Below are 25,885 nucleotides of genomic sequence, written 5' to 3' on the forward strand. Positions count from 1 at the left end.
GCGGCTACTCATCGAGGGCCGAGCGTTGTTAGCGCAACGCTCACTACGAGCCCGGATACATTAGCGCAAGCCAGCTTTACCGAAAACAGCCCATGGGGTTGCAGGAGATGGGCTGACCATACATTTTGTGTGCAGATTCAATAATTATGTCGCCTGACAGTCCGCCTTCGCGGGCAAGCCCGCTCCCACAGATTTTGTGCCAAGCCCGAATTATGTGACCGACACTGAAACCCTGTGGGAGCGAGCTTGCTCGCGAAGACGTCGGCACATCCAGCATCAAGGTGGCAGGCAGAGCGCTTTCGCGAGCAGGCTCGCTCCCACAGGGATCAGGCATGAGTCGGGCTGGTGCAGCAGCCCGACTCCAGACTCTTGAGAATCGGGCAATCCGGCCGATGATCGCCCTGACAGTGCTCAACCAGGTCCTGCAAGGTGTCGCGCAACTGGCCGAGTTCACGGATCTTCTGGTTCAACTCATCGATGTGCTGGCGGGCCAACGCTTTCACATCGGCGCTGGCGCGCTGGCGGTCTTGCCAGAGGGTCAGCAATTTGCCGACTTCTTCCAGGGAAAACCCCAGGTCCCGCGAGCGCTTGATGAACGCCAGCGTGTGCAGGTCGTCTTCGCCGTATACCCGGTAGCCGCTGTCGGTGCGATGGGCTGCCTTGAGCAGGCCGATGGACTCGTAATAACGGATCATCTTTGCGCTCAGGCCGCTGTGGCGGGCCGCTTGGCCGATGTTCATCGGTTGTCCTCCAGGTCCTTGGGTTTCCAGGTTTTCAACAGTAGCGCATTGCTCACCACGCTGACGCTCGACAACGCCATGGCCGCACCGGCCAACACCGGGTTGAGCACGCCAAACACGGCCAGCGGAATGCCGATCAGGTTATAGACGAAGGCCCAGAACAGGTTCTGCCGAATCTTGGCGTAGGTCTTGCGGCTGATCTCCAATGCGGCCGGCACCAGGCGTGGATCGCCGCGCATCAGGGTGATGCCGGCCGCGTGCATGGCGACGTCGGTGCCGCCACCCATGGCGATGCCGATGTCGGCGGCGGCCAGTGCCGGGGCGTCGTTGATGCCGTCACCGACCATCGCCACCACCCCGGTCTGTTTCAGTGCGGCGACCGTGGCGGCTTTGTCCGCCGGCAGCACTTCGGCATACACATCGTGGATGCCCAAGGCCTGGGCCACCACGTTGGCGCTGCCACGATTGTCGCCGGTCAGCAGATGGCTGCTGATGTTTCGTGCGCTCAGTTGTTGCACCGCTTGCAGCGCGCCGGGCTTGAGGGTGTCACCAAAGGCGAACAGGCCCAGCACGTGGGGTTCGGGGGATTGTTCGATCAGCCAGGACAAGGTCCGGCCTTCTTTTTCCCACGCGATCGCCGAGTCGGCCAACGGCCCGGCACTCAAGCCGCTGTCTTCCAGCAGACGCCGATTGCCCAGCGCCAGGCGACGCCCTTCGAGGTTGCCGGCGATGCCGCGACCAGTCAGGGACTGGCTGTCGCTGACATCGGCCACCTTCAGTCCACGCTCGGCACAGGCATCCAGAACAGCCTTGGCCAACGGATGCTCACTGCCGCGTTGCAGGGCGCCGGCCAATTGCAGCAGGCCCGCCTCATTACCGTCGATGGCACTCAGATGAGCAATGCGCGGGGCGCCGGAGGTAAGGGTGCCGGTCTTGTCGAACACCACCGCGCTCACTTCATGGGCCCGCTCCAGTGCTTCGGCGTCCTTGATCAGAATTCCGTAGCGTGCCGCCACGCCGGTGCCGGCCATGATCGCCGTCGGTGTGGCCAGGCCCAACGCGCATGGGCAGGCGATCACCAGCACCGCCACGGCGTTGATCAGCGCGGTTTCCATCGGCGCGCCATACAGCCACCAGCCGATCAGGGTGGCCAGGGCAATCAGCAGTACGGTGGGCACGAAGACCTGGCTGACTTTATCCACCAGTTTCTGGATCGGCGCTTTTGCGGCCTGGGCGTCTTCCACCAGCCGGATGATCCGCGCCAGCACGGTTTCCGCACCGAGGGCCTGGGTACGCACCAGCAGCCGGCCTTCACCGTTGATCGCGCCGCCGGTGACCTTGTCGCCGGGCTGCTTGGGCACTGGCAGACTCTCGCCGCTGATCAGGGCTTCGTCGGCGTGGCTCTGACCTTCAATCACTTCGCCATCCACCGGGAAGCGTTCGCCGGGTTTGACCATCACCAGGTCATTGAGGCGCAGGGCGCTGATGGCGACGTCTTGCTCGTGACCATCGGTCACCCGAATCGCACGTTCCGGACGCAAGGCTTCGAGGGCTCGAATGGCGCTGGCAGTCTGGCGCTTGGCGCGGCTTTCCAGGTACTTGCCCAGCAGCACCAGGGCGATCACCACCGCCGAGGCTTCGAAATACAGATGTGGCATGCGCCCGGCGGCGGTGGCCCATTCGTACAGGCTCAAGCCATACCCGGCGCTGGTGCCCAGGGCGACCAGCAAATCCATGTTGCCGGCCCCGGCGCGCACGGCTTTCCAGGCGGCGACGTAAAACCGTGCGCCGAAGATGAATTGCACCGGAGTGGCCAAGGCGAATTGCGCCCAGGCCGGGAGCATCCAGTGCACGCCGAATGGCTGTAGCAACATCGGCAATACCAGCGGCAAGGCGAGGGCAATGGCGATGATCAAGGCCAGGCGTTCGCGGTGCAGGCGCTGTTGCTGATTGTCGGTTGGCGGGTGTTCGGCTTCCCAGACGCTGGCGCTGTAGCCAGCCTTTGTCACAGCGGCGATCAAGGTCTGCGGATCGATCTGGCCAAGCAGTTCAAGGTGGGCGCGTTCGTTGGCCAGGTTGACGCTGACGCTTTTCACTCCGGCCACCTTGCCCAGCGCACGCTCGACGCGACCGGTGCAGGATGCGCAGGTCATGCCGTCGATGCTCAATTCCAGGCTCTGTTGCGGCACGCTGTAGCCGGCCTTGGCCACGGCATCTATCAAGGCCGGCAAGCTGTCGCCGGGTGCCTGGACCCGCGCCTGCTCAGTGGCGAGGTTGACGCTGACGGCACTGGCGCCTATGACTTTGCTCAAGGCGCGCTCGACCCGCCCGGCGCAACTGGCGCAGGTCATGCCGGCAATCGGCAGGTCGAACGTGGTGGATTCGGACATTGGTCGCACTCCCTGTAGTAGATGACCACAGGATCAACCTTGCCATGCTGGCAAGGTCAAGCGCCAATCTCAAACGTGCCGCTGATCTAATATGGGAGCGGCGGTGCGGCGATCCGACGTGCTCGCGAAGGCGGAGTACCAGTCAACAGAGTTGTTGAATGTAACGGCCTAATCGCGAGCAAGCTCGCTCCCACAGGGGGTATAGATGTCAGTAGCCGAGACCGGCGCGCTTGAGGTACATCCCTTCCTGCGTCATCGCGATCCGGTACTTGAGCACATCGCCAGCCTTGAGCCGGATATCCTGCGAACCTGGCGCGAGCATGCCCGGATTGCAACCCGGCATCTGGCCCGGCAGCAGTTTCAGGCGCAGCGAGACGATGCCCGGCGGCAGGTTGAACGAGGTGCTCTGTTCCTGAAACAGCCGCGCCGCCAGTTGATCCTGAATGTACACGCCGATTTCGCAACTGGTCGCGACTTCCAGGCGCTCGCGGGAAATGATCAGCACGCCATAATCCTGACTGGCAGCATTGGTCGAAGGCACGGCGGCGAAAAGGCTGAGAAAGCCAAACAGGCTGAAAACTGACCAGCGCATGGCTGAATCTCCTGAGTTCGAGTCATTGATGGACGCAGCTTGGCCGAGCGTCGCGCCGATTGCCAGCCCGGCAGCTCACTTCAGAACTTGACCTTGCCATGGTGGCAAGCTCGAAACTGGGTTCAACCCTCGGAAAAAGGAGTCATCCCATGCAAGTGTTCAACGTCGAAGGCATGTCTTGTGGTCACTGTGTCAAGGCCATCACCCAGGCGCTCCAGGCCAAAGACCCGGCAGCCAGTGTGCGGGTCGATCTGGCTGCCAGGGAGGTCGGTGTCGAAAGTGCGCTGACCGCCGAGCAGGTGATCGAGGCGATCAGCGAAGAGGGTTACGGCGTCAAACTGGCCTGAATTTGATAGTTAGCGAGCTACCGGAATGTTCAAGGCGTCCGTGCGCGGCTAGACTGTCGGGCTGCCGACTTCTGCCCCACTGGATGCCTGATGAACTTCCGTACCATTCTGATTCTCGGCGCCTTGAGCGCTTTCGGTCCGCTGGCGATCGATTTCTACCTGCCGGCCTTCCCGGCCATGGCCCTGGCTTTCGGCACGGACGAAAATCATGTCCAGATGACGTTGGCGGCCTACTTCCTCGGCTTGTCCATCGGTCAGTTGGCCTATGGTCCGGTGGCGGATCGTTTCGGGCGACGCATTCCGTTGCTCATCGGTGTCGGTTTGTTCACCGTTGCTTCCGTGGCGTGCGCCTATGCACCGAACCTGGAATGGCTGATCGGCGCGCGTTTCATCCAGGCGTTGGGCGGTTGCGCGGGGATGGTGATTTCCCGGGCGGTGGTTAGCGACAAGTGTGATGCGGTGGGGTCGGCGAAAGTCTTTTCGCAACTGATGCTGGTGATGGGACTTGCTCCCATCCTTGCGCCATTGCTGGGTGGGTTGTTGGTCAACACGACAGGCTGGCAGTCGATTTTTCTGGCCTTGACCGGTTTCAGTGCGCTGGCGGGGCTGGCGGTTGCGACGGGCTTGCCGGAAAGCTTGCCGGCCCACATACCGCGTCAACCGCTGTCCGGTGCGCTGCGTCAGTACGGTCGGTTGCTGGCCGACCCCATATTTCTTGGCCATGCCTTGACCGGGGGCATCGCCATCGCCGGGATGTTTGCCTACATCGCCGGTTCGCCCTTCATCTTCATCAAGCTCTACGGCGTTGCGGCCGAGCATTTCGGCTGGCTGTTCGGCATCAATGCGGCGGGCTTCATTCTGGTGGCGCAGGTCAACGCGCGGTTACTGGCCAAACGTGGCCCGATGTTTTTGCTGGCGCGCGCGGTGTGGGGTTATCTGGCGGCCGGTTTGACCCTGCTCGCTGTCAGCTCTCTACACACGGCACAATTGTGGCCGCTGCTGATTCCATTGTTCATCTGTATCGCCAGCCTCGGTTGCATCAGCCCCAACGCGGCGGCTTGTGCGATGAGCGGGCAGGGCGCATGGGCCGGCAGCGCGTCGGCGCTGCTCGGTTGCCTGCAATTCAGCGTGGCTGCCGGCGCCTCTGCGCTGGTGGGCGTGTTGCACGACGGCAGCGCCGTGCCGATGGCTATGGTCATCAGCCTGTGTGGAATTCTGGTGGTGAGCGCGGCGGTGCTCACCCGGCGTTTGCAAAATGCCCGGGCGCTGGCGCAAGCCCGGGTTTGAGGCCGGAGTCAGCCGGCTGCGCGCTGCGTGAGGAGGACGGGAATCGGGTGAGGGGCCTGGATGCGGGCTTCAAGGGTACGCGTGAAAGCGCGAGCTTCTGCTTCGCTGCGGAACGTCACAGCATGTTGGTCAAGACGGACTTGCCACTGGGATTTTGCCAGTTCTTTTATCAGGATCTTCACAGCTGATCACCTCTCGTAAAAGACGTTACGCAAAAGAATGCCTCGCAGGAGATTCGATTGTAGACCCGTACACGGTCACCATTGTGACAAGGATCAACTGTCTGACTGACGGTTTGTAACTAAAAAAAACACGGCTTTTCGAGGGCGCCCACAGCGGTTGTCCGCGACCGGAGCGTCCCGGTCGCAGACGGAAAACAGCAGAAAGCGATGAAATCTGGGGCGGTTTTTTCAGCGCTTCAGAACCCTTCCAATACAATCTTGCCCTTGGCTTTGCCGCTTTCCAGTAGGGCGTGGGCACGGCGCAGATTGGCCGCGTTGATCGTGCCGAAGTGTTCCCCCATCGTGGTTTTAAGTGTCCCGGCATCGATCAGCCAGGCGACGCGATTGAGCAGGTTGTGCTGTTCGATCATGTCCGCGGTTTCAAACAGCGAACGGGTGTACATGAACTCCCAGTGCAGTGACAGGCTCTTGCGCTTGAGCTTGGTCACGTCCAGCGACTTGGGGTCATCGATCAACGCCAGTTTGCCTTGGGGCGCCAATGCCTCCACCAATTGGTCCAGATGCTGGTCGGTCTGGGTCAGGCTGGCGACGTGGGTAACCTGGTCCACACCGGCACGCTTGAGTGCTTCGCTCAGTGGCTGGCCATGGTCGATCACCAGGTCAGCGCCCAGTTCCTTCACCCAGCTTTGGGTCTGCGCACGCGAAGCGGTGCCGATGACTTTCAGGGCCGTCAGTTGGTGAGCGAGCTGCGTAAGAATCGAGCCCACGCCACCTGCCGCACCGACGATCAACAGGCTCTGGCCTTCATCGGTTTTGCCTTCGCGCACTTGCAGGCGCTCGAACAACAGTTCCCACGCCGTGATCGCGGTGAGCGGCAGGGCAGCGGCTTCGGCGAATCCGAGGGTCTTGGGCATGTGGCCGACGATGCGCTCGTCCACCACATGCAACTCGCTGTTGCCGCCCGCCCGCGCGATGGAGCCAGCGTAAAACACCTGGTCGCCGACCGAGAACAGCGTCACCTCACTGCCCACGGCCTTGACCACACCGGCCACGTCCCAACCCAGCACTTTGGCCGCGCCGCCTTCGGGCTGGACGTTCTGGCGCACCTTGGTGTCCACCGGGTTGACCGAGATGGCTTTGACTTCCACGAGCAAGTCGCGGGGGCCGGCAACCGGCTCTGGCAGCTCGATGTCTTGCAGAGCCTTGTTGTCGCTGATCGGCAACGAGGCGTAGTAGGCAATGGCTTTCATGGGCGGCTCCTGAACACTAATAAAGAAGGGATTCGATGGGGCAGATGATTGGCTATTTCTCCTGAAGATAAAACCGGCTAAAAGAGCAGTCTCTTTCAATATTTTTTTGATAATCGGTGTTCTTGATGCTGCGTTTCGATGACTTGCAGTTGTTTGTCCGGGCGGCGGACTTGGGCAGCCTGTCCGCCGCCGCGCGGGGCATGGACATGTCGGCGGCGGTGGCCAGTGCGGCGCTCAAGCGCATCGAACAGCAACTCGGCGCCCGTTTACTGGCCCGCTCTACCCGCAGCCTGCGCCTGACCGCCGAAGGCGAGGGCTTTCTTGAATACGCCCGCGCGGCCCTGAGCAATCTCGACGAGGGCCGGCGATTGCTGGCCAGTGGTCAGGATCAGGTCAGCGGGGTGCTGCAACTGTCGGCGCCATCGGACTTTGGCCGCAACCTGCTGCTGCCCTGGCTCGACGAGTTTCAACGCGAGCATCCGAAACTCACCGTGCGCTTGCTGCTGGGGGACCGCATCGCCGACCTGTTTCGCCAGCCGGTAGACATTGCCCTGCGCTACGGTGAACCGGAGGACTCCAGCCTGGTGGCGCTGCCCATCGCCCCGCAGAACCGACGGGTGTTGTGCGCCGCTCCCGGCTATCTGGCCCGGCATGGCGAGCCGCGGCAGCTGGAGCAACTGGCACAGCACAATTGCCTGTTGTACATGCTCGGCAGCCGGGTCCACGATCACTGGAGTTTTCACGACGGCAAACGCGAAGTCAGCCTGACCGTCAGCGGCGATCGTTTCAGCGACGATGCCGATGTCGTGCGCCTATGGGCCGTGGCAGGTGCCGGGATCGCTTACAAATCCTGGCTCGATGTGGCCGCCGATGTACTGGCCGGCCGCTTGAAGGTGCTGATGTCGGAGCTGCTGTGTGAGCGCGCACCGTTGAATCTGTTGTGCGCCCATCGCGCACAATTGAGTAAGCCGGTGAACCTGTTGCGTGAAATGCTTGCCAGACGATGCGCCCTTTTGAGCAGTCAATTTCCAGGCTTTTCGGGAATCGATCATTAGTCGCACGAAAAAAGAGAAATTTCCCTCAGGAACGATCACCACCTACGCCGGGTGGAGGAAAGGATCCGCCGACCAACCCGCATATACTAGCGCCCTCATCATGTAAGTAGCGTCGATCCCCAATGGTGGGTCCACGTTCGAGTCGGCCCGGCTGCACGGTCATCCTTCTGGCCTTCGCAGCATCGGCCAGGTAGCGCAAATGGTTGAGCAAGGCGTTGCCGGGCTTATGGCAGTTTCCACGGATTGGCCGACGACACATTACTGGTCAAGATTTCTCTGGGCAGTAGACGAAACGATTCAACAGGGAGTGAATACATGGAACATGCACCTTGCATCAGCCAGATCGCCACGTTGCTGGCTGACCCAAAGCGCAGCGCAATGATGTGGGCCTTGATGGATGGTTCGGCGCGAGCAACCGAAGAGTTGGCATTGCTGGCCGGCCTGTCATCGTCGTCGGCCAGTGCACACTTGGGCCGTTTGTCCGCCGGAGGTCTGCTGAAGGTTGAAAACCGCGGCCGCAAACGCTTCTTCCGCCTGGCCGCTCCCGAGGTCGGAGCGGCAATCGAAGCACTGGCCAGCGCGACCTTCGCCAGCGCACCCCAGGATATTCCGGACGTATTCAAGCGCAATGCACCTCTGGTCAAACCCCGGGTGGTGCGGTCGCCATTGTTGAGTGCCCGACTGTGCGACGATCATTTGGGGGGCACCCTGTCCGCCGATCTGTATCAGCGGCTGCTGGAGGCGGGCTGGATCGAACACTTTGATCAGCGGGTCACGGTCACGCTCAAGGGCGCGACAGAGTTGGCGGCACGGGGAGTGTTCATCCAGGCGCTGGCCCATCACAACGGCAGGGTTGCCTGCGCCTGCCCCGACTGGAGCGAAAGGCGCCCGCACATGGGCGGCTCGCTGGGCGCGGCATTGTTGCAGCTGTTCATGCAGTCGGGGTGGTTGAGCCTGCCCAACGATTCCCGAACCTTGCAGGTGACGGCCTCCGGGCAACGGGAAATTCATCGCTTTGCCAGTGAGTCCGAACTGGAAATGGCTCTGTAGGAGCCGGCTTGCCGGCGATGGCGGCCTCTCATCAGCATCAATACTGGAGGTGAGGGCCTTATCGCTGGCAAGCCAGCTCCTGCAAGGTTTGCGTTTGCCTTTAGGGTTTTACCAACCGCGCATCGAGACTGTTCTGCGCCAGGCGCTTGGCCTGATCCTGGGTCATGCCCAGATGGGTGTGCAACGCATGGAAGTTCTCGGTGACATAACCGCCGAAATACGCCGGGTCATCGGAGTTCACGGTCACTTTCACGCCGCGTTCCAGCATGTCGAGAATGTTGTGCTGCGACATGTGATCGAACACGCAAAGCTTGGTGTTCGACAACGGGCACACGGTCAGGGGGATCTGCTCGTCGATGATTCGCTGCATCAGGCGCTCGTCTTCGATGGCGCGCACGCCATGGTCGATGCGCTGGATTTTCAGCAGGTCGATGGCTTCCCAGATGTACTCGGGCGGGCCTTCTTCGCCGGCGTGGGCGACGGTCAGGAAGCCTTCGTGGCGGGCACGGTCGAACACGCGCTGGAACTTGCTCGGCGGGTGGCCCATCTCGGAGCTGTCCAGGCCCACGGCGACGAACGCATCGCGGAACGGCAGCGCCTGGTCGAGGGTTTTCTGTGCTTCGTCTTCGCTCAGATGGCGCAGGAAGCTCAGGATCAAACCACTGGTGATGCCCAGTTGCTGTTCACCATCCTTGAGCGCGGCGGCGATGCCGTTGAGCACCACTTCGAACGGGATGCCACGGTCGGTGTGGGTCTGCGGGTCGAAGAACGGTTCGGTGTGAATCACGTTCTGCTCTTTGCAGCGCAGCAGGTACGCCCAGGTCAGGTCATAGAAGTCCTGGGACGTGCGCAGCACATCGGCACCCCGGTAATACAGATCGAGGAACTCCTGCAGGTTGTTGAAGGCATACGCCTTGCGCAAGGTTTCGACGTCGTTCCATGGCAAGGCAATCTTGTTGCGCTCGGCCAGGGCGAACAACAGCTCCGGCTCCAGCGAGCCTTCCAGGTGCAGGTGCAATTCTGCCTTGGGCAGGGCGTTCAGCCAGTCGTACATAATTCTTTTCTCATCAGGTGCAATGGTCGCCATTCTACAGAGGGTTGCCGCAACAATTGGTAAAACCTGACCAGGCGGTTGATCACAACGCTTCCGGTTCCCGTCGATAAGCGTAGGTATCGGCGAAGCGCGAGAGCAGGAACTCGGCGCAGGTGGTGGCCGGGTATTTCGCCGGGTGCAATGTGTCCTGACATCCGGGCAGGCATTCGATGCGGGTATCCGGGTGCGGCTCGGCGAAGAACGGCATCGAATAACGATCCACGCCCTGGGGGCTGATCACCCGGTGTGGCGTCGACAGGTAACGGTCGTTGCTCCAGCGCGCCATCATGTCGCCGAGGTTGACCACGAACGTACCTTCGATCGGCGGCGCGTCGATCCATTCGCCTTTGACGTTGCGTACTTGCAAGCCACCGGCGGCGTCCTGATAGAGCAGGGTGATGCAGCCGTAGTCGGTGTGCGCGCCGGCACCTTGTTGCTCTTCGGAACTGGCGGTGTGGCGCGGCGGGTAATGGATCATCCGCAGCACGCTGACCGGCTCATTGAAGCGCGCGTCGAAGAAATCACGCTCAATCCCCAGCGCGATGGTCATTGCCCGCAACAGCGTTTGCGCGAGGGCTTGCATGTCGACGTAGTGCTGCTCCATCAGCGCTTCCCAGCCGGGTATGGACGGATGGCGATTGGGGCCGCGCAAGGGTTTTTCCACCAGTACGTCAGGGTGCTCGGCCGGCAGGTGCAGGCCCATGTCGAAGGTTTCTTTGAGGTCGCTGGGTTTGCTCGGGTCCAATTGCTCGGTGGCAATGGCGCCGTAACCGCGATGGTGACGGGTCCGGGTGATGTCGATCTTGAGCTTTTCGGCGGTAGGTTGGCCGAAGAAGCGTTTGGCGCTGTCGAGTAGTTCGTCGATACGCGCAGTGCTGATCGGATGGCCCTTGATGTAGAAGAAACCCCACTCGCGGCAGGCGAGGTCGATTTGTTCGGCGACAGTTTGCCAGGCGATTTGGTCGGCGCTGTAGAGCGGGGCGATGTCGATGATGGGGAGTTGATTCATGCGCAGTCCTTAAGAACGCTGAAGATCCAATGTGGGAGCGGGCTTGCTCGCGAAAACGGTGTATCAGGCGACATATGTATCGACTGAGATGACGCCTTCGCGAGCAAGCCCGCTCCCACAGGTACCGTGTCCTGACCGGAAAAATTACTTCGGAATCTCGGCCTTCATGCCTTCCACGTAGTAATTCATCGACGCCAGTTCCGCCGTGGTCGCACTCTCGCCCGCCGGGATTTTCTCGACCCCGGCCTGATCCTTGATCGGCCCGGTGAACAATCGCAGCGCACCGCTCTTGATGTCGGCAATGAGCTGCTCGGCTTCGCTCTTCACCGTCGCCGGTACCAGGTCGCTGATCGGTAGTTCAACGGTGCCCTCCTTCAAACCGCCCCAGTAGTCCCGGGATTTCCAGTCATGGTCGAGCACGCTTTGGGTTGCTTGAACGTAGTGCGGTCCCCAGTCATTGACGATGGAGGTCAGCACCGCTTTCGGCCCGAAGTGCGCCATGTCCGAAGCGTAGCCCACGGCATACACGCCGCGACGTTCGGCGGCCTGGATCGGCGCGGGACTGTCGGTGTGCTGGAACACCACGTCCACGCCCTGATCGATCAACGCGTTGGCGGCGTCCGCCTCCTTGCCCGGATCGAACCATGAGTTGACCCACACCACCTTGATCTCGGTACCGGGATTGTATTTGTTCAGGGCCAACTGGATGGCGTTAATGTCGCGGATCACTTCCGGAATCGGGAAGGAGGCAACGTAGCCGACCTTCTTGGTCTTGGTCATCTTCGCCGCGAGGAAGCCGCCGACGTAGCGGCCCTCGTAAGTGCGCGCCAGGTAAGTGCCGAGGTTCTTGTCCTGCTTGTAGCCGGTGGCGTGTTCGAAGGTCACCTTGGGAAACTGTTTGGCAACTTTCACCGTCGGGTTCATGTAGCCGAAGGAGGTGGTGAAGATCAGGTCGTATTTGTCCTTGGCCATGTTGCGGATCACCCGCTCGGCGTCGGCGCCTTCGGCGACGTTTTCCACGTAGTTGGTGGTGATCTGCGAGCCGAATTTTTCCGCGAGTTCCTTGCGCCCCTGTTCATGCTGATACGTCCAGCCGTGGTCACCGATCGGACCGATATAGACGAAGCCGACTTTCAGCGGATCGGCAGCTACGGCGGTCAGGCTGGCGCTCAAACCGATGGCCGCCGCAACGGCGCAAAGCAGCTTCTTCAACGGACGTTTGTGCATGAATTGAAACTCCATTTTGTTGTGAGGTTGGCTGGGCTCTCGGGCTTGCACAGGGCAATGCAAGTTGCTGACCAACAAGACAACAAAATTGGAATCCACGGTGATGCCATCGCGAGCAGGCTCGCGACAGGTCCTTCAAGTCCGATAACAGTGCATGTCCTTACACAGCTGCCACCCACTGGTGCGCCAATCCACAAAACCAATGTGGGAGCGGGCTTGCTCGCGAAGGCGGTGTGTCAGTCACATAAATATCGACTGATACAACGCCTTCGCGAGCAAGCCCGCTCCCACAGTTTTAATCGGTGTTGTATCAGGTCCCGGCGATCAGTTGCCGTGCCGCCTGGCTGTGATCAGCAATCAACCCCTTCAGATCCAGCCCCTCGACCTGTCCGTCGATCACCCGCCACTTGCCGCCGACCATCACTCGATCCGCGCGATCAGCACCACACAGCAGCAACGCCGACACCGGATCATGACTGCCGGAGAAACGCAGCTCATCGAGCTTGAACATCGCCAGGTCAGCCTGCTTGCCCACCGCCAACTCGCCGATATCGGTACGGCCCAGCAGGCTCGCCGAACCCTTGGTCGCCCAGCCCAACACGCGCTCCGGGGTGATCTTCTCGGCGCCGTAGCGCAGGCGCTGGATGTACAGGGCCTGACGCGCTTCGAGCATCATGTTCGAGGCATCGTTGGATGCCGAACCATCCACACCCAAACCAAGCAAGGCACCAGCATCGGTCAACTCGATGCTCGGACAGATGCCCGAGGCCAGGCGCATGTTCGAACTCGGGCAATGGCAAATACCGGTGCCGGCGGCGCCGAGGCGGGCGATTTCATCCGGGTTGAAATGGATGCCATGGGCCAGCCAGGTGCGCGGGCCGAGCCAGCCGACACTGTCCAGATAGTCCACGGTGCGCAGGCCGAAGCGTTGCAGGCAGAAATCTTCTTCATCGAGGGTTTCTGCCAGGTGGGTGTGCAGGCGCACGTCGAGTTTGTTCGCCAGCTCGGCACTGGCCGACATGATTTCCGGCGTCACCGAGAACGGCGAGCAGGGTGCCAGGGCGATCTGGATTTGCGCGCCGTCACCGCGTTCATGGTACTCGGCGATCAACCGCTGACTGTCGGCGAGGATCACTTCGCCTTCCTGCACGGTCTGTTGCGGCGGCAGGCCACCGTCCTTTTCACCGAGGCTCATGGATCCGCGGGTGAGCATGGCGCGCATGCCCAGTTCACGAACGCTCTCGACTTGCACGTCGATCGCGTTTTCCAGACCTTCAGGGAACAGGTAGTGATGGTCGGCGGCGGTGGTGCAACCGGACAGCAGCAATTCAGCCAGCGCGACCTTGGTGGCGAGAGCGAGTTTTTCCGGGGTCAGGCGTGCCCAGACCGGGTACAGGGTTTTCAGCCACGGGAACAGCGGCTGATTGACCACCGGCGCCCAGGCGCGGGTCAGGGTTTGATAGAAGTGGTGATGGGTGTTGATCAGGCCCGGCAGGATCACATGTTCGCGGGCATCGAACACTTCATTGCACGGTGCGGACGGTTGTTGACCGGCGCCGAGTACTTCGACGATCAAACCGTCTTGCAGCACCAGGCCGCCACGGGCATCGAGACCATTGGACGTGAAAATGGCGAGGGGATTCTTTAACCAGGTACGGGTCGCAGGCATGTTGGCCGGCTCCTCTGAAAGTTGGGTTCAGGGTTGCCAGCTCAGTGTTGCCCTGTCTGCTGATCCAGGTTCGCCGGGGAGGCGAGGTGCGAAGTGTCGATCAAAACGGCCCGGCGGGCAAGCCCGACCCGACAGGCAGATGCAACCCGGCGGTATTACCAGGGAATGGTTTCGCCCCGGTAATTGATGAAGTGATGCCCACCCTTGCCGACATACGCATTCACCTGATCGACCAGGCCACGGGTGCTGGTTTCCACGTCGATGTCCGCGCCTTCACCACCCATGTCGGTTTTCACCCAGCCCGGGTGCAGCGACAGCACGGTGAGCCTGGTTTCGCCCAACTGAGTGACGAAGCTGTTGGTCATGGAGTTCAACGCCGCCTTGCTGGCCTTGTACAGTGCCAGTTCCGGCGCATCGGGCATGGTCACGCTGCCCAGCACCGAACTCATGAACGCCAGCACGCCGGTGTCCGGTCGCAGTTGCTCGACAAAACTCTGGGCCAGGTTGATCGGTGCCACGGCGTTGGTGAAAAACAGCTGACCGACTTCGGCCATTGTCGCGCCACCGTTCGGCGTCTGGACATCCGGTCCCTTGACCCCGGCATTGACGAACAACAGGTCAAACACGTCGCCCTTGAGTTGTTGGCTCAGGGCGGACACCGCTTGCTGATCGTCCATGTCGAGCGTTTCGATCCGCACCTTGCCCAGGGCCTGCAAGGCTTCGGCTTTTTGCGGATCGCGCACGGTGGCGGTGACTTGCCAGCCATCGGCCAACAGGGTTTTCACCAGCCCGAGGCCAAGCCCCCGGGAGGCGCCGATGATGAGCGCGGTTTTTGCCTTGGACATGAGTGGCTTCCTTGAAAATTCAGAGTCGTGGATTCAATGGACACTGTTGCCCGAGCCGTTGTTGCAACTCTTCGCGCAGTGCGCCGAGTTCGGCCATGCGGGCTTCGATCAGTTTGAGTTTGTCTTGCAGCAGTTGCGTGACGGCGCTGTCCGGATCGGGCGATTGCCAGATTGTAGCGACGCTGTTGCCGATCTCGCCGAGGGTAAAGCCCAGTCGTTGAGCGGTCTTGATGTACTGCACCAATTGCACCATGTCTGGCGGATAGTCGCGATACCCGTTGGCGCTGCGTTGCGCCGCAATCAATCCGCGCTGCTCGTAAAAGCGCAGCGTGTCGCGGCTGACGGCGCTGGCCTGGGCTAATTCACCGATGCGCATCATGACGTCTCGAGGGGGCTTGACCCTGGAGCATACTCCAGGCTTTAGCCTTGTTGCTCCCTGAATTGATGGAGCAATGTCGATGTGGACTACAACGCAATATCGCCGGTTGGTGCAAGGCAGTGCCTGGTATGACCTGATCGTGATGGTCGCGTTTGTCACGCCGTGGAGTTTTGCGGCGTTGCATGGGGTTTTGACGTGGGTGAGTCAGGCGTTGAGTTTGCCCGGTGAGCTGCCACCGTTCGAGCCGGTGCACATGTTGATGGCGAATTTGTTGGGCTCGATTGTGTGCGTATGGGCGGTGTTGCGGATTCGTGATCCGCAGCAGGTTTATGGGCGGTATGACGCCGTGGGCAGATTCCTGTTCTCGGCCTGGCAGGCTTATGCCCTGATCCATGGCGCGAGTTCGCTGCTGGTGGTTTTTCTGGCGTTTGAATTGGCGTGGGGCGTGGCTCAGGTGTTGCCTGTTCGGACGCCTTCGCGAGCAAGCCCGCTCCCACATTTGACCGAGTTCACACCCATCCAATGTGGGAGCGGGCTTGCTCGCGAAGAGGCCCGCCCAGGCACAGCCTAATGCCCAGCCTGCCACGGCTGCCCCAATGACACCGGCGCATACAACCGTGTGCGCACCGCATCCCGGGACAGCAGCACCAGCACCCCAATGGTCGCGACATACGGCAACATCGCCAGCAGACTCGACGGAATCGCCAGCCCCAGTCCCTGCGCCACCAGGTGCAGGATGCTGGCGAGCCCGAACAGGTACGCGCCGAGCAGCAGGCGCCACACCCGCCAACTGGCGAACACCACCAGCGCCAGGGCAATCCAGCCGCGCCCGGCGCTCATGTTCTCCGCCCACATCGGCGTGTAAGCCAGGGACAGGTAAGCCCCGGCCAATCCGGCCATCGCACCGCCGAACAACACCGCCAAGGTCCGCACGGCCAACACCGGCAAGCCCATGGCGCTGGCCGCATCCGGGTTTTCCCCGATCGCCTGAATGATCAGCCCGACGCGGCTTTTCAGAATCACCCAGACCACTAATGCAAACAATGCGAACGACAGATACACCAGCAGATCCTGGGCAAACAGCATCCGCCCGATCAGTGGGATTTCACTCAGATAGGGAATCGCCATCGGCTCGAATCCCGCCAGCGGCTTGCCGACCCACGCCGCACCGACGAAGGTCGACAGGCCCACGCCGAAAATCGTCAGGGCAAGACCTGTGGCCACCTGATTGGCGTTGAACACCAGCGCTATCAGGGCAAACAGCGACGACAACAGCATCCCGGCGAGCATTGCCAGCAACACGCCGAGCCACAGGTGACCGGTATTGAACGCGACGATGAAACCGATCACCGCACCAAACAGCATCATGCCTTCCTGGCCCAGGTTGAGGACGCCGCTTTTCTCGCAGATCAGTTCCCCCAGCGCCACCAGCAACAACGGTGTACCGCAGCGGACCATGGCGTAGAAAATATTGCTCAGCAGATCGATATCCATCACATCGCTCCAGTCTGTACGACGGTGGATTGCGCGCGGCGGGCCCAGCGCAGGTTCAAACGCGGCCGGTAGAGAATCAGCACATCACTGGCCAGCAGGAAAAACAGCATCATGCCCTGGAACAATTGGGTGATCGCTTGCGGCAGGTTCAGGCTCATTTGTGCGCTTTCGCCACCGATGTACAGCAGCGCCATCAACAGGCTGGAAAACAGGATGCCGACAGGATTCAGACGGCCGAGAAATGCCACGGTGATCGCCGCATAGCCGTAGCCCGGCGAGACCTGCGGCACCAGCTGGCCGATGGGACCGGTGACTTCGCACACACCGGCAAGCCCCGCCAGGCCGCCGCTGATCGAGAGCGCGAGCCAGATCAGGCGCTTCTCGCGAAAGCCGACGAAGCCGGCGGCACGCTTGTCCAGCCCGAGCACTTTGATCTGGAAACCGACAAAGCTTTTCTGCAACAGCACCCATACCGCCACCAACGCTAGCAGGGCGAAGTAAACCCCGGCGTGGACCCGGCCATCGTCCATCAGCAGCGGCAGGCGGCTGGCGTCACCGAACATCGCCGACTCGGGGAAGTTGAACCCGGCGGGATCTTTCAAAGGGCCGTGAACGCAGAACAGCAGCAGATTCAGTGCAATGTAGTTGAGCATGATACTGGTCAGGATCTCATTGGCGTTGAAGCGCGTGCGCAGCCACGCCGTCAGCCCGGCCCACGCAGCGCCCGCCAGGGTGCCGGTAAGCAGGATCAACACCAGCGCCCAGCGGCTTTGCATATCGATGATGTTCACCGCCAGCGCACTGCCGGCCAGCGCACCGAGCAGCAGTTGACCTTCGGCACCGATGTTCCAGATGCGCGCCTGATAGGCGACGGCCAGGCCCAATGCGCAGAGCAGAATCGGCAGGGCTTTGACCAGCAATTCGGAGACGCCGTACAGGTCGCTGACCGGTGCGATCAGCAAGGTGTGCAAGGTCAGCAACGGGTCATGCCCGAGCGCCATAAACAACAACGATCCACAGCCCAGGGTCAGTGCAGCCGCCAGCAACGGCGAGCACCACAGCATCAGGCGCGATTGCTGGCCGCGAGGTTCAAGAGAAAGCAGCATGTGACACTCCGTTAACGCGTGGCGGATGCGAGTGATTGGGGGGCGCCGAACTGGCCGGCCATCCAGCCGCCGACATCGCTCAGGCGGGTGTCGACGGTGGCGTGAAGCGCCGACAGCCGACCGCCGCACAAGGCGCCGAGCCGGTCGCTGATCTGGAACAGTTCGTCCAGGTCTTCGGAGATCACCAGGATCGCCGCGCCGGCATCGCGCAAGGCAATCAAGGCGCGGTGAATGGTGGCGGCGGCACCGACGTCCACGCCCCAGGTCGGGTGTGCGGCGACCAGCAGACTGGGTTGTTGAAGGATTTCCCGACCGAGGATGAATTTCTGCAAGTTGCCGCCGGACAGGCTGCGGGCCGGCGCCTGGCTATCGGGTGTCTTGACCCCGAAACGGCGGATGATTTCCTCGGCCAGTGCTTCGACTTTGCCGCGCTGGATCAGGCCGTTACTCACCAAGCCGTGCTGGAAAGCAGTCAGCAGCGCGTTGTCCGCCAGGCTCAGTTCCGGCACCGCACCATGACCCAGGCGCTCGGCGGGGACGAACGCCAAGCCGAGTTGGCGGCGAGCATCGGGACGCAAATGGGCGACTGGCTCCTTGCCAAAACGGATCGTCGCGCTGGCGTTGCGGGGCAGCAGTGCTTCGCCGCTGAGCAAGGCCAGTAACTCATCCTGGCCATTGCCGGCGACACCGGCGATGCCGACAATTTCACCGCGGCGCACTTCAAGGTCGATGTTGGCAAGCGAGCAGCCGAATGGGTCCGGGTTGTGCCAGGACAATCCACGGACATCAAGGCACGCATCACCTCCGGTAACCTTCGGATAGTCAGCGATCAACTCCGCCGCTTCACCGACCATCAAGCGCGCCAGTTGCTGGTCCGAACACTCGGCCGGCACGCAATGCCCGGCCACCCGACCGCCTCGTAAAACCGTTGCGCTGTGGCACAACGCACGCACTTCCCCGAGCTTGTGGCTGATGAACAAAATGCTGCAGCCTTCGGCGGCGAGTCGGCGCAGGGTAACGAACAAGTCATCGGCCTCTTGCGGCGTCAGCACCGAAGTCGGTTCATCGAGAATCAACAGGCGGATGTCCTGCATCAGGCAGCGAATGATTTCCACCCGCTGCCGTTCACCGATCGACAGGCTGTGGACAAGTCGCTCCGGTTCCAGCGTCATGCCGTAGCGCCGGGACACTTCGCGAATCTTCGGCTCAAGCTGTTTGGGTGTGCCTGCCGCCGCGCCCATGGCCAGGGCGATGTTCTGTGCCACGCTCAGGGTTTCGAACAGCGAAAAATGCTGGAATACCATGCCGATTCCCAAACCCCGGGCCTGGGCCGGATTGCGCAGGCTCACCCGCTGACCTTGCCAGATCACCTCGCCGGAATCGGCGTGGGTAACGCCGTAGATGATCTTCATCAGCGTGCTTTTGCCCGCACCGTTTTCGCCGAGCAGGGCATGGATCTCGCCAGGGGCAATGGTCAGGTCGATGGCATCGTTGGCCAGGCAGCCGGGGTAGCGTTTTGTGATTCTGCGCAGTTGCAGGCGCGGAACTGGGTCAGGGATTGGAGCGTGATTGGGCATGACAGGCTCAGTGCTGTTGGACTTGTGCCTGTGGATAAAGCAATTTTCTGGCCACTAGGTCAGGAAAATCTCGAAGTCCTGCGACCAGAGGCGTTCAGTACGCAGCTTTCAAATGTGCCACGCACAACCCGGCACCACATGGGGGCAATGGCGCAAATCAAGCCCCGATTTTGCTCGTGCGGTTTTGCTCAAAAAATGAGCAATCGACCACAAGCCATACCGTACACGGCGCCGAGACGGCCATGAACGGGTTATCCACAGATTGCTCCACAGTATTTGTGTGCAAGCTCACAGCACGGGCATAAGCACTGAGTGGCTACTTCTAAAGGCGATAAACCGCTGTAACTATTTGTTTTTATTTGAATTTGACGTGCTTGATGGCAGATTGGACGAAAATTGAGCAAAGTCCGCAAAGCCGCATGACAAAAGGGTTACAGCGGTATGTGCTCAGGTTATCCACAGGCGGGTGCACAGCAGATGTGGGCAAATATGGAATAAGTGAAAAAGCGGCGTGCCCCAAAAAATTGCAGCCGGTGCTGAAGCCTTTTAGCGCCGTAACAAAATTCGCCCGCGACTCAAATCGGCCAGTTGTGACTGTAAGGTGTCGATTTGCGCATCGCCTACGGCCAACTGCAACTCGACACCATTGGCGGTGAAGCTTTCATCCACAACCAATCCACCTGCCTCCGCCACCCGCAGCTTGACCAGGGCCAACTCGGCAAATCCGCAAGCGCAACTCAGCGGCACTCGGCTGATCAGCTCAATCTTTGGTGCCGCTTGCAGGCATTTGTTCGCACCACCGCCATAGGCCCGGGCGAGTCCGCCGGTACCCAGTTGGATGCCGCCATACCAGCGAATCACCAGCACCGCGACCTGATCGCAATCCTGTGCCTCGATCGCCGCCAGAATCGGCCGGCCGGCCGTACCGCCGGGCTCGCCATCATCGGTGCTGCGGTACTGATCACCGAGCTTCCAGGCCCAGCAGTTGTGCGAGGCATTCAAGTCGCTGTGCTGTTCAATGAACGCCTGGGCCTCAGCCGGGCTGGAGATCGGCGCGGCGAAGGTAATGAAGCGGCTCTTGCGAATCTCTTCGCGGTATTCGCAAAAACCGCTGAGGGTAAATGGCATAAGTGCTTAGATGGCAGGTTTCAGGCCGCAGCCCTTGAGAATGATGCGGATCAGGTTATCCCCGGCGTCTTCCATGTCCTGTTTGGTCAACTTGGTACGTCCGGTGACGCGGCAGATCTGCGTGGCGAAGTCGGCGTAGTGCTGGGTGCTGCCCCACAACAGGAAGATCAGGTGCACCGGATCGACCGGGTCCATTTTACCGGCGTCGATCCAGGCCTGGAACACGCCCGCACGACCCTGGAACCAGGCGCGATAGTCCTGGTTGAAATACTCGGTCAGGCACTCGCCGCCGCTGATGACTTCCATGGCAAAAATCCGCGAGGCTTGCGGCTGGCGCCGGGAGAACTCCATTTTGGCGCGGATGTAGCGGGTCAAGGCTTCGGTCGGATCGTCCTCGGCGGTGAGGGTGTTGAACGTGCTGTCCCACAGCTCGATGATGTTGCTCAGCACCGCCACGTACAAACCGAGCTTGTTGGTGAAGTAGTAATGCAGGTTTGCCTTGGGCAACCCGGCATTCTGGGCGATGGTGTTCATGCTCGTGCCTTTGTACCCGTGACGGGCGAACTCGTCTTCGGCGGCCTTGATGATGGTCTCTTCGTTTTTCTGACGAATGCGGCTGACGTGTTTTGCGCCGTGGGCTGGGACTTCAAAGGTCATAAGCACTTCCGAACGAGTGGGTGGGACGGCCAGTGCGTTGATAACGTACCCACCGGTTTCAGACAAGACCTCACACAATAAAACACTGCACCGCAAGCTAATGTGGGAGCGGGCTTGCTCGCGAAGGCGTCGTCCCAGTCAATACTCATGTGACTGACACACCGCCTTCGCGAGCAAGCCCGCTCCCACAGTTTTCAACGCGTCGCGGCCAGGCTCTCGAGAAAACTCTCCAGCACCAGATGCGGTCGGCGTCCCTTGCGTGTGACCGACGCCAGGCTGAGGTCATAGAAGCGTGTTTTTTCTTTCAGCGCTCGCAACCGGCCTTGCTGTACCCAAAGACTCGCGTAGTGATCCGGCAGGTAACCGATATAGCGTCCGGTCAGGATCAGGAAGGCCATGCCTTCGCGGTCCGAGGCGCTGGCGGTGCAATTGAGCGCCTGATAATGGGCCTGGATTTCCGCCGGCAAACGAAAGGTCGGGGCGATGGCGTCCTGGCTGTTCAGGCGTTCGTCGTCCAGTTGTTTGTCGTCGACATAAAACAGCGGGTGACCGACCGCGCAGTACAACAGCGATCGCTCGCTATACAGCGGTTGATACTCCAGCCCCGACAATGCGCTGGCCTGCGGTACCACGCCGACGTGCAGGCGACCGTCGAGCACGCCTTGTTCGACTTCATTGGGCGCGATCATGCGGATCTGGATCTGCACGTCCGGGCCGCGTTCTTTCAATTGCGCGAGGGCATGGGTGATGCGCATGTGGGGCAGGGTGACCAGGTTGTCCGTCAAACCGATGATCAATTCGCCGCGCAAGTGCTGGTGCAGGCCATTGACCTCGGTGCGGAAGCTTTCCAGCGCACTTAACAGCTGCAATGCCGATTGATAGACCTCGCGGCCCTCTTCGGTCAGGGAAAACCCGGCACGTCCCCGTTGGCACAGGCGCAGTCCGAGGCGTTGCTCCAGATCGCTCATCTGTTGGCTGATCGCCGAGCGACCGATGCCCAGCACGGTCTCCGCCGCGGAGAAGCCGCCGCATTCCACCACGCTGCGGAAAATCCTCAGCAGGCGAATATCAAAGTCGCTGACCTGGGCCAGCGGATCGGGACGGCGAGTACTCATGCGGGTTACTCAAAGTTTAGTAGTTGGCTGACTGAACATTAGAAAAGTTGGATTTCACCGACTTTATCCCCGTGGCAATTTAGCTGCAACAACGGTTTTCAATCCTTACGCCGCTTATTGCCTTGCGAGGTTACGCCCATGAACCAGCCTGAAAACGCACCGACTTCCCTGGCCAGCCAGCTCAAGCTCGATGCTCACTGGATGCCTTACACCGCCAACCGCAACTTCCAGCGCGATCCACGGCTGATCGTTGGCGCCGAAGGCAGTTGGCTGATCGACGACAAAGGCCGCAAGGTATATGACTCGCTGTCCGGTCTGTGGACCTGTGGCGCCGGGCACACTCGTAAGGAAATCCAGGAAGCGGTCGCCAAGCAACTGGGCACCCTCGATTACTCGCCAGGCTTCCAGTACGGCCATCCGCTGTCCTTTCAGTTGGCTGAAAAAATCACCGACCTGACCCCGGGCAACCTCAACCACGTGTTCTTCACCGACTCGGGTTCCGAGTGCGCTGACACCGCTGTAAAAATGGTCCGTGCTTACTGGCGCCTGAAGGGCCAGTCGACCAAGACCAAAATGATCGGCCGTGCCCGTGGTTATCACGGTGTGAACATCGCCGGCACCAGCCTCGGTGGCGTGAACGGCAACCGCAAGCTGTTCGGTCAGGCGATGATGGACGTCGATCACCTGCCGCACACTTTGCTGGCAAGCAACGCTTACTCCCGTGGCATGCCGGAGCAGGGCGGTATCGCCCTGGCTGACGAACTGTTGAAGCTGATCGAACTGCACGATGCGTCGAACATCGCGGCGGTATTCGTCGAGCCATTGGCCGGTTCCGCTGGCGTGCTGGTGCCGCCACAGGGTTACCTCAAGCGTCTGCGTGAAATCTGTGACCAGCACAACATCCTGCTGGTGTTTGATGAAGTGATCACCGGTTTCGGCCGTACCGGCACCATGTTCGGTGCTACCACCTTCGGCGTGACACCGGACCTGATGTGCATCGCCAAGCAAGTTACCAACGGTGCGATCCCGATGGGCGCGGTGATTGCCAGCTCCGAGATCTACCAGACTTTCATGAATCAGCCGACGCCTGAATACGCGGTTGAATTCCCCCATGGCTACACCTATTCCGCGCACCCGGTGGCTTGCGCCGCTGGCCTGGCAGCACTCGACCTGCTGCAAAAGGAAAACCTGGTACAGAGCGTGGCCGAAGTCGCACCGCATTTCGAAAATGCGCTGCACGGCCTCAAAGGCACCAAGAACATCATCGACATCCGCAACTACGGCCTGGCCGGCGCGATCCAGATCGCTCCACGTGACGGCGACGCGATCGTGCGTCCGTTCGAAGCCGGCATGGCGCTGTGGAAAGCCGGGTTCTACGTACGCTTCGGCGGCGACACCCTGCAGTTCGGCCCAACCTTCAACAGCAAGCCGCAGGACCTGGATCGTCTGTTCGACGCGGTCGGCGAAGTGCTGAGCAAGATCGACTGATTTGACAACACACCTGTAGGAGCGAGCTTGCTCGCGATGGACGTTAACGATGATGTGGGCTGCCTGGATGAACACAGCGCCCTCACCATCTTCGCGAGCAAGCTCGCTCCTACAAAAAGCATCTATATAGCAGGCGCTCTTTAATGGACGCCTGTGGACAACTTTTCAGGAGCTTCCATGAGCGTTATTCCGCATTTGATCAATGGCGAACTGGTGACCGAGAACGGTCGCGCGGTTGATGTGTTCAACCCGTCTACCGGTCAGGCAATTCACAAGTTGCCGCTGGCGACCCGCGAAACCATCCAGAGCGCCATCGACGCGGCCAAGGCTGCATTCCCGGCCTGGCGCAACACGCCGCCGGCCAAGCGTGCCCAAGTGATGTTCCGCTTCAAGCAACTGCTGGAGCAGAACGAAGCGCGTATCGCCCAACTGATCAGCGAAGAGCACGGCAAGACCCTGGAAGATGCTGCCGGTGAATTGAAGCGCGGCATCGAGAACGTCGAGTTCGCTTGCGCGGCTCCGGAAATCCTCAAGGGCGAGTACAGCCGTAACGTCGGACCGAACATCGACGCCTGGTCTGACTTCCAGCCGCTGGGCGTGGTGGCCGGTATCACTCCGTTCAACTTCCCGGCCATGGTGCCGTTGTGGATGTACCCGCTGGCGATCGTCTGCGGTAACTGCTTTATCCTCAAGCCTTCCGAGCGTGACCCGAGCTCGACGCTGCTGATTGCACAGCTTCTGCTGGAGGCTGGCTTGCCCAAAGGCGTGCTGAGCGTGGTACACGGTGACAAGACTGCGGTGGACGCGTTGATCGAAGCGCCGGAAGTCAAAGCGCTGAGCTTCGTGGGTTCGACGCCGATTGCCGAATACATCTATTCCGAAGGCACCAAGCGTGGCAAACGCGTCCAGGCCCTGGGCGGTGCGAAGAACCACGCCGTGCTGATGCCGGATGCAGACCTGGACAACGCCGTCAGCGCACTGATGGGCGCGGCTTACGGTTCTTGCGGCGAGCGTTGCATGGCAATCTCGGTAGCGGTGTGCGTGGGTGACCAGGTGGCCGATGCACTGGTGGCCAAACTGGTTCCGCAAATCAAGGCGCTGAAAATCGGTGCCGGTACCAACTGCGGCCTGGACATGGGCCCACTGGTGACTGGCCAGGCGCGCGACAAGGTCAGCGGTTATGTAGAAGACGGCGTAGCTGCCGGCGCGACACTGGTGGTGGACGGCCGAGGCCTGACCGTCGCTGGTCACGAGGAAGGCTTCTTCCTGGGTGGTTGCCTGTTCGACAACGTCACGCCAGAAATGCGCATCTATAAAGAAGAGATCTTCGGGCCGGTGCTGTGCGTTGTTCGGGTCAACAGCCTGGAAGAAGCCATGCAACTGATCAACGATCACGAATATGGCAACGGCACCTGCATCTTCACCCGTGACGGCGAAGCCGCGCGGTTGTTCTGCGACGAAATCGAAGTCGGCATGGTCGGTGTCAACGTACCGCTGCCGGTGCCGGTGGCTTATCACAGCTTTGGCGGCTGGAAGCGTTCGCTGTTCGGCGACCTGCATGCCTACGGCCCGGATGGCGTGCGCTTCTACACCCGTCGCAAGGCCATCACCCAGCGCTGGCCACAGCGTGCGAGCCACGAGGCTTCGCAATTCGCGTTCCCTAGCTTGTAAGTAGAAGGGCGCAGAAGGCCGACCCATTGGGTCGGCCTTTTTGTTTTCGGGGCTTTTTTGCCCTATATGACAGAATTGTGAAAATAGCTGTTGACGGCAGATTCCAGGTGTCTATAATTCGCCCCACTTCCGGCGCAGTCGAAACGGAAAACTCCTTGGTAAACAAAGAGTTACGCAGTTTTCGACAGCAGGTTGCTTCAGTTCATCGAAGCACAAAGGGAGTTGAAAAAGAGGTGTTGACAGCAGCGTGTAACGCTGTAGAATTCGCCTCCCGCTGACGAGAGATCTGAAGCGCAAGTGGTTGAAGTTACAAAGGAAACTTTGAAAGCTTCTGAAAATAATCACTTGACAGCAAATGAGGCTGCTGTAGAATGCGCGCCTCGGTTGAGACGAAAGATCTTAACCAACCGCTCTTTAACAACTGAATCAAGCAATTCGTGTGGGTGCTTGTGGAGTCAGACTGCTAGTCAACAGATTATCAGCATCACAAGTTACTCCGCGAGAAATCAAAGATGTAACCAACGATTGCTGAGC

23 protein-coding genes are annotated in these 25,885 nt (G+C 60.7%); 7 read left to right on the plus strand and 16 right to left on the minus strand.

What is annotated here, in order from left to right; all coding sequences use genetic code 11:
* Positions 1–326 precede the first annotated feature (326 nt).
* The 3 genes from cueR to KGB29_RS22685 all read right to left on the minus strand — a co-directional run bounded on the left by cueR (position 327) and on the right by KGB29_RS22685 (position 3,722).
* The gene (gene cueR / locus KGB29_RS22675) at positions 327–740 is read right to left on the minus strand and encodes a Cu(I)-responsive transcriptional regulator (RefSeq protein ID WP_150813538.1); all 414 of its coding nucleotides are present in this window, start codon (positions 738–740) and stop codon (positions 327–329) included.
* A complete protein-coding gene (locus tag KGB29_RS22680) occupies positions 737–3,130 on the minus strand; it encodes a heavy metal translocating P-type ATPase (protein WP_154861068.1) in 2,394 nt (797 codons plus the stop codon). Before KGB29_RS22680 ends, cueR begins: the two co-directional genes overlap by 4 nt.
* 208 nt (positions 3,131–3,338) lie before the next feature.
* On the minus strand, positions 3,339–3,722 hold the full coding sequence (locus tag KGB29_RS22685; protein WP_154910993.1) for a hypothetical protein: 384 nt from the start codon (positions 3,720–3,722) through the stop codon (positions 3,339–3,341).
* Positions 3,723–3,871: 149 nt separating this feature from the next.
* Between KGB29_RS22685 and KGB29_RS22690 the strand changes: the two genes are divergently transcribed.
* Positions 3,872–4,069, plus strand: a complete 198-nt coding sequence (locus KGB29_RS22690) for a heavy-metal-associated domain-containing protein (RefSeq protein ID WP_057712135.1) — start codon at positions 3,872–3,874, stop codon at positions 4,067–4,069.
* 90 nt (positions 4,070–4,159) lie between these two features.
* Positions 4,160–5,356: a multidrug effflux MFS transporter gene (locus tag KGB29_RS22695; protein WP_154910992.1), complete on the plus strand. Its 1,197-nt coding sequence runs from the start codon at positions 4,160–4,162 to the stop codon at positions 5,354–5,356.
* A gap of 418 nt (positions 5,357–5,774) precedes the next feature.
* Here the strand turns inward: KGB29_RS22695 and KGB29_RS22700 are convergent, their stop codons facing one another.
* On the minus strand, positions 5,775–6,788 hold the full coding sequence (locus tag KGB29_RS22700) for a zinc-binding alcohol dehydrogenase family protein (protein WP_057712133.1): 1,014 nt from the start codon (positions 6,786–6,788) through the stop codon (positions 5,775–5,777).
* A gap of 125 nt (positions 6,789–6,913) precedes the next feature.
* On the opposite strand from KGB29_RS22700, the gene KGB29_RS22705 reads away from it, so the two are divergent.
* Positions 6,914–7,843, plus strand: a complete 930-nt coding sequence (locus tag KGB29_RS22705) for a LysR family transcriptional regulator (protein WP_150815100.1) — start codon at positions 6,914–6,916, stop codon at positions 7,841–7,843.
* A 315-nt stretch (positions 7,844–8,158) separates the two neighbouring features.
* Positions 8,159–8,893 carry a helix-turn-helix domain-containing protein gene (locus KGB29_RS22710; protein ID WP_057712132.1) on the plus strand — a complete coding sequence of 245 codons (735 nt, stop codon included), beginning with the start codon at positions 8,159–8,161 and terminating at the stop codon, positions 8,891–8,893.
* Positions 8,894–8,993: 100 nt separating this feature from the next.
* Here KGB29_RS22710 and KGB29_RS22715 read toward each other — a convergent pair whose 3' ends face one another.
* From KGB29_RS22715 to KGB29_RS22740, 6 genes are all read right to left on the minus strand, one after another.
* Positions 8,994–9,947, minus strand: a complete 954-nt coding sequence (locus tag KGB29_RS22715; protein WP_007996475.1) for an adenosine deaminase — start codon at positions 9,945–9,947, stop codon at positions 8,994–8,996.
* Positions 9,948–10,029: 82 nt separating this feature from the next.
* Positions 10,030–10,995 carry an isopenicillin N synthase family dioxygenase gene (locus KGB29_RS22720; protein ID WP_150815102.1) on the minus strand — a complete coding sequence of 322 codons (966 nt, stop codon included), beginning with the start codon at positions 10,993–10,995 and terminating at the stop codon, positions 10,030–10,032.
* A 144-nt stretch (positions 10,996–11,139) separates the two neighbouring features.
* Positions 11,140–12,222 carry a BMP family ABC transporter substrate-binding protein gene (locus KGB29_RS22725; protein WP_150815103.1) on the minus strand — a complete coding sequence of 361 codons (1,083 nt, stop codon included), beginning with the start codon at positions 12,220–12,222 and terminating at the stop codon, positions 11,140–11,142.
* Between the two features lie 310 nt (positions 12,223–12,532).
* Positions 12,533–13,891, minus strand: a complete 1,359-nt coding sequence (locus tag KGB29_RS22730) for an 8-oxoguanine deaminase (RefSeq protein ID WP_008050330.1) — start codon at positions 13,889–13,891, stop codon at positions 12,533–12,535.
* A 155-nt stretch (positions 13,892–14,046) separates the two neighbouring features.
* Positions 14,047–14,736, minus strand: coding sequence for an SDR family oxidoreductase (locus KGB29_RS22735; RefSeq protein ID WP_150815104.1), 690 nt, complete (start codon positions 14,734–14,736; stop codon positions 14,047–14,049).
* A 19-nt stretch (positions 14,737–14,755) separates the two neighbouring features.
* Positions 14,756–15,112, minus strand: a complete 357-nt coding sequence (locus tag KGB29_RS22740) for a MerR family transcriptional regulator (protein WP_046043778.1) — start codon at positions 15,110–15,112, stop codon at positions 14,756–14,758.
* 82 nt (positions 15,113–15,194) lie between these two features.
* Here KGB29_RS22740 and KGB29_RS22745 point away from each other — a divergent pair, with 82 nt between their 5' ends.
* Positions 15,195–15,686 (plus strand): hypothetical protein, encoded by a 492-nt coding sequence (locus tag KGB29_RS22745; protein WP_150815105.1) that lies wholly within the window; start codon positions 15,195–15,197, stop codon positions 15,684–15,686.
* Here KGB29_RS22745 and KGB29_RS22750 read toward each other — a convergent pair.
* The 6 genes from KGB29_RS22750 to KGB29_RS22775 all read right to left on the minus strand — a co-directional run bounded on the left by KGB29_RS22750 (position 15,683) and on the right by KGB29_RS22775 (position 22,192).
* A complete protein-coding gene (locus tag KGB29_RS22750) occupies positions 15,683–16,609 on the minus strand; it encodes an ABC transporter permease (RefSeq protein ID WP_150815106.1) in 927 nt (308 codons plus the stop codon). The genes KGB29_RS22745 and KGB29_RS22750 overlap by 4 nt on opposite strands.
* Positions 16,609–17,715, minus strand: coding sequence for an ABC transporter permease (locus tag KGB29_RS22755; RefSeq protein WP_154910991.1), 1,107 nt, complete (start codon positions 17,713–17,715; stop codon positions 16,609–16,611). The genes KGB29_RS22750 and KGB29_RS22755 overlap by 1 nt, the downstream gene beginning before the upstream one ends.
* An 11-nt stretch (positions 17,716–17,726) precedes the next feature.
* Entirely contained in the window at positions 17,727–19,292 is a 1,566-nt protein-coding gene (locus KGB29_RS22760) for an ABC transporter ATP-binding protein (RefSeq protein WP_154910990.1), read from the minus strand.
* 546 nt (positions 19,293–19,838) lie between these two features.
* The gene (locus KGB29_RS22765) at positions 19,839–20,420 is read right to left on the minus strand and encodes an IMPACT family protein (protein ID WP_057712123.1); all 582 of its coding nucleotides are present in this window, start codon (positions 20,418–20,420) and stop codon (positions 19,839–19,841) included.
* A 6-nt stretch (positions 20,421–20,426) separates the two neighbouring features.
* Entirely contained in the window at positions 20,427–21,077 is a 651-nt protein-coding gene (locus tag KGB29_RS22770) for a TetR/AcrR family transcriptional regulator (RefSeq protein ID WP_090452966.1), read from the minus strand.
* Between the two features lie 194 nt (positions 21,078–21,271).
* Positions 21,272–22,192: a LysR family transcriptional regulator gene (locus KGB29_RS22775; RefSeq protein ID WP_150815110.1), complete on the minus strand. Its 921-nt coding sequence runs from the start codon at positions 22,190–22,192 to the stop codon at positions 21,272–21,274.
* 138 nt (positions 22,193–22,330) lie between these two features.
* On the opposite strand from KGB29_RS22775, the gene KGB29_RS22780 reads away from it, so the two are divergent.
* Positions 22,331–23,680 carry an aspartate aminotransferase family protein gene (locus KGB29_RS22780; protein ID WP_057712120.1) on the plus strand — a complete coding sequence of 450 codons (1,350 nt, stop codon included), beginning with the start codon at positions 22,331–22,333 and terminating at the stop codon, positions 23,678–23,680.
* Positions 23,681–23,857: 177 nt separating this feature from the next.
* The gene (locus KGB29_RS22785) at positions 23,858–25,351 is read left to right on the plus strand and encodes a CoA-acylating methylmalonate-semialdehyde dehydrogenase (protein WP_090452969.1); all 1,494 of its coding nucleotides are present in this window, start codon (positions 23,858–23,860) and stop codon (positions 25,349–25,351) included.
* The last annotated feature ends 534 nt before the right edge of the window (positions 25,352–25,885 follow it).

Origin of the sequence: Pseudomonas sp. BF-B-30, from assembly GCF_019956305.1 — a bacterium.
In the GTDB taxonomy this organism is placed as follows: domain Bacteria; phylum Pseudomonadota; class Gammaproteobacteria; order Pseudomonadales; family Pseudomonadaceae; genus Aquipseudomonas; species Aquipseudomonas jessenii.

Bases quoted from the DNA above. Each gene is read 5' to 3' on its own strand.
- KGB29_RS22770 (WP_090452966.1), bottom strand. From the start codon at position 21,077: ATGACCTTTGAAGTCCCAGCCCACGGCGCAAAACACGTCAGCCGCATT.
- KGB29_RS22720 (WP_150815102.1), bottom strand. From the start codon at position 10,995: ATGAATCAACTCCCCATCATCGACATCGCCCCGCTCTACAGCGCCGAC.
- KGB29_RS22725 (WP_150815103.1), bottom strand. From the start codon at position 12,222: ATGCACAAACGTCCGTTGAAGAAGCTGCTTTGCGCCGTTGCGGCGGCC.
- KGB29_RS22715 (WP_007996475.1), bottom strand. From the start codon at position 9,947: ATGTACGACTGGCTGAACGCCCTGCCCAAGGCAGAATTGCACCTGCAC.
- KGB29_RS22785 (WP_090452969.1), top strand. From the start codon at position 23,858: ATGAGCGTTATTCCGCATTTGATCAATGGCGAACTGGTGACCGAGAAC.
- KGB29_RS22690 (WP_057712135.1), top strand. From the start codon at position 3,872: ATGCAAGTGTTCAACGTCGAAGGCATGTCTTGTGGTCACTGTGTCAAG.
- KGB29_RS22730 (WP_008050330.1), bottom strand. From the start codon at position 13,891: ATGCCTGCGACCCGTACCTGGTTAAAGAATCCCCTCGCCATTTTCACG.
- KGB29_RS22735 (WP_150815104.1), bottom strand. From the start codon at position 14,736: ATGTCCAAGGCAAAAACCGCGCTCATCATCGGCGCCTCCCGGGGGCTT.
- KGB29_RS22780 (WP_057712120.1), top strand. From the start codon at position 22,331: ATGAACCAGCCTGAAAACGCACCGACTTCCCTGGCCAGCCAGCTCAAG.
- KGB29_RS22750 (WP_150815106.1), bottom strand. From the start codon at position 16,609: ATGGATATCGATCTGCTGAGCAATATTTTCTACGCCATGGTCCGCTGC.
- KGB29_RS22710 (WP_057712132.1), top strand. From the start codon at position 8,159: ATGGAACATGCACCTTGCATCAGCCAGATCGCCACGTTGCTGGCTGAC.
- KGB29_RS22685 (WP_154910993.1), bottom strand. From the start codon at position 3,722: ATGCGCTGGTCAGTTTTCAGCCTGTTTGGCTTTCTCAGCCTTTTCGCC.
- KGB29_RS22695 (WP_154910992.1), top strand. From the start codon at position 4,160: ATGAACTTCCGTACCATTCTGATTCTCGGCGCCTTGAGCGCTTTCGGT.
- KGB29_RS22755 (WP_154910991.1), bottom strand. From the start codon at position 17,715: ATGCTGCTTTCTCTTGAACCTCGCGGCCAGCAATCGCGCCTGATGCTG.
- KGB29_RS22740 (WP_046043778.1), bottom strand. From the start codon at position 15,112: ATGCGCATCGGTGAATTAGCCCAGGCCAGCGCCGTCAGCCGCGACACG.
- KGB29_RS22765 (WP_057712123.1), bottom strand. From the start codon at position 20,420: ATGCCATTTACCCTCAGCGGTTTTTGCGAATACCGCGAAGAGATTCGC.
- KGB29_RS22775 (WP_150815110.1), bottom strand. From the start codon at position 22,192: ATGAGTACTCGCCGTCCCGATCCGCTGGCCCAGGTCAGCGACTTTGAT.
- cueR (WP_150813538.1), bottom strand. From the start codon at position 740: ATGAACATCGGCCAAGCGGCCCGCCACAGCGGCCTGAGCGCAAAGATG.
- KGB29_RS22760 (WP_154910990.1), bottom strand. From the start codon at position 19,292: ATGCCCAATCACGCTCCAATCCCTGACCCAGTTCCGCGCCTGCAACTG.
- KGB29_RS22705 (WP_150815100.1), top strand. From the start codon at position 6,914: ATGCTGCGTTTCGATGACTTGCAGTTGTTTGTCCGGGCGGCGGACTTG.
- KGB29_RS22700 (WP_057712133.1), bottom strand. From the start codon at position 6,788: ATGAAAGCCATTGCCTACTACGCCTCGTTGCCGATCAGCGACAACAAG.
- KGB29_RS22745 (WP_150815105.1), top strand. From the start codon at position 15,195: ATGTGGACTACAACGCAATATCGCCGGTTGGTGCAAGGCAGTGCCTGG.
- KGB29_RS22680 (WP_154861068.1), bottom strand. From the start codon at position 3,130: ATGTCCGAATCCACCACGTTCGACCTGCCGATTGCCGGCATGACCTGC.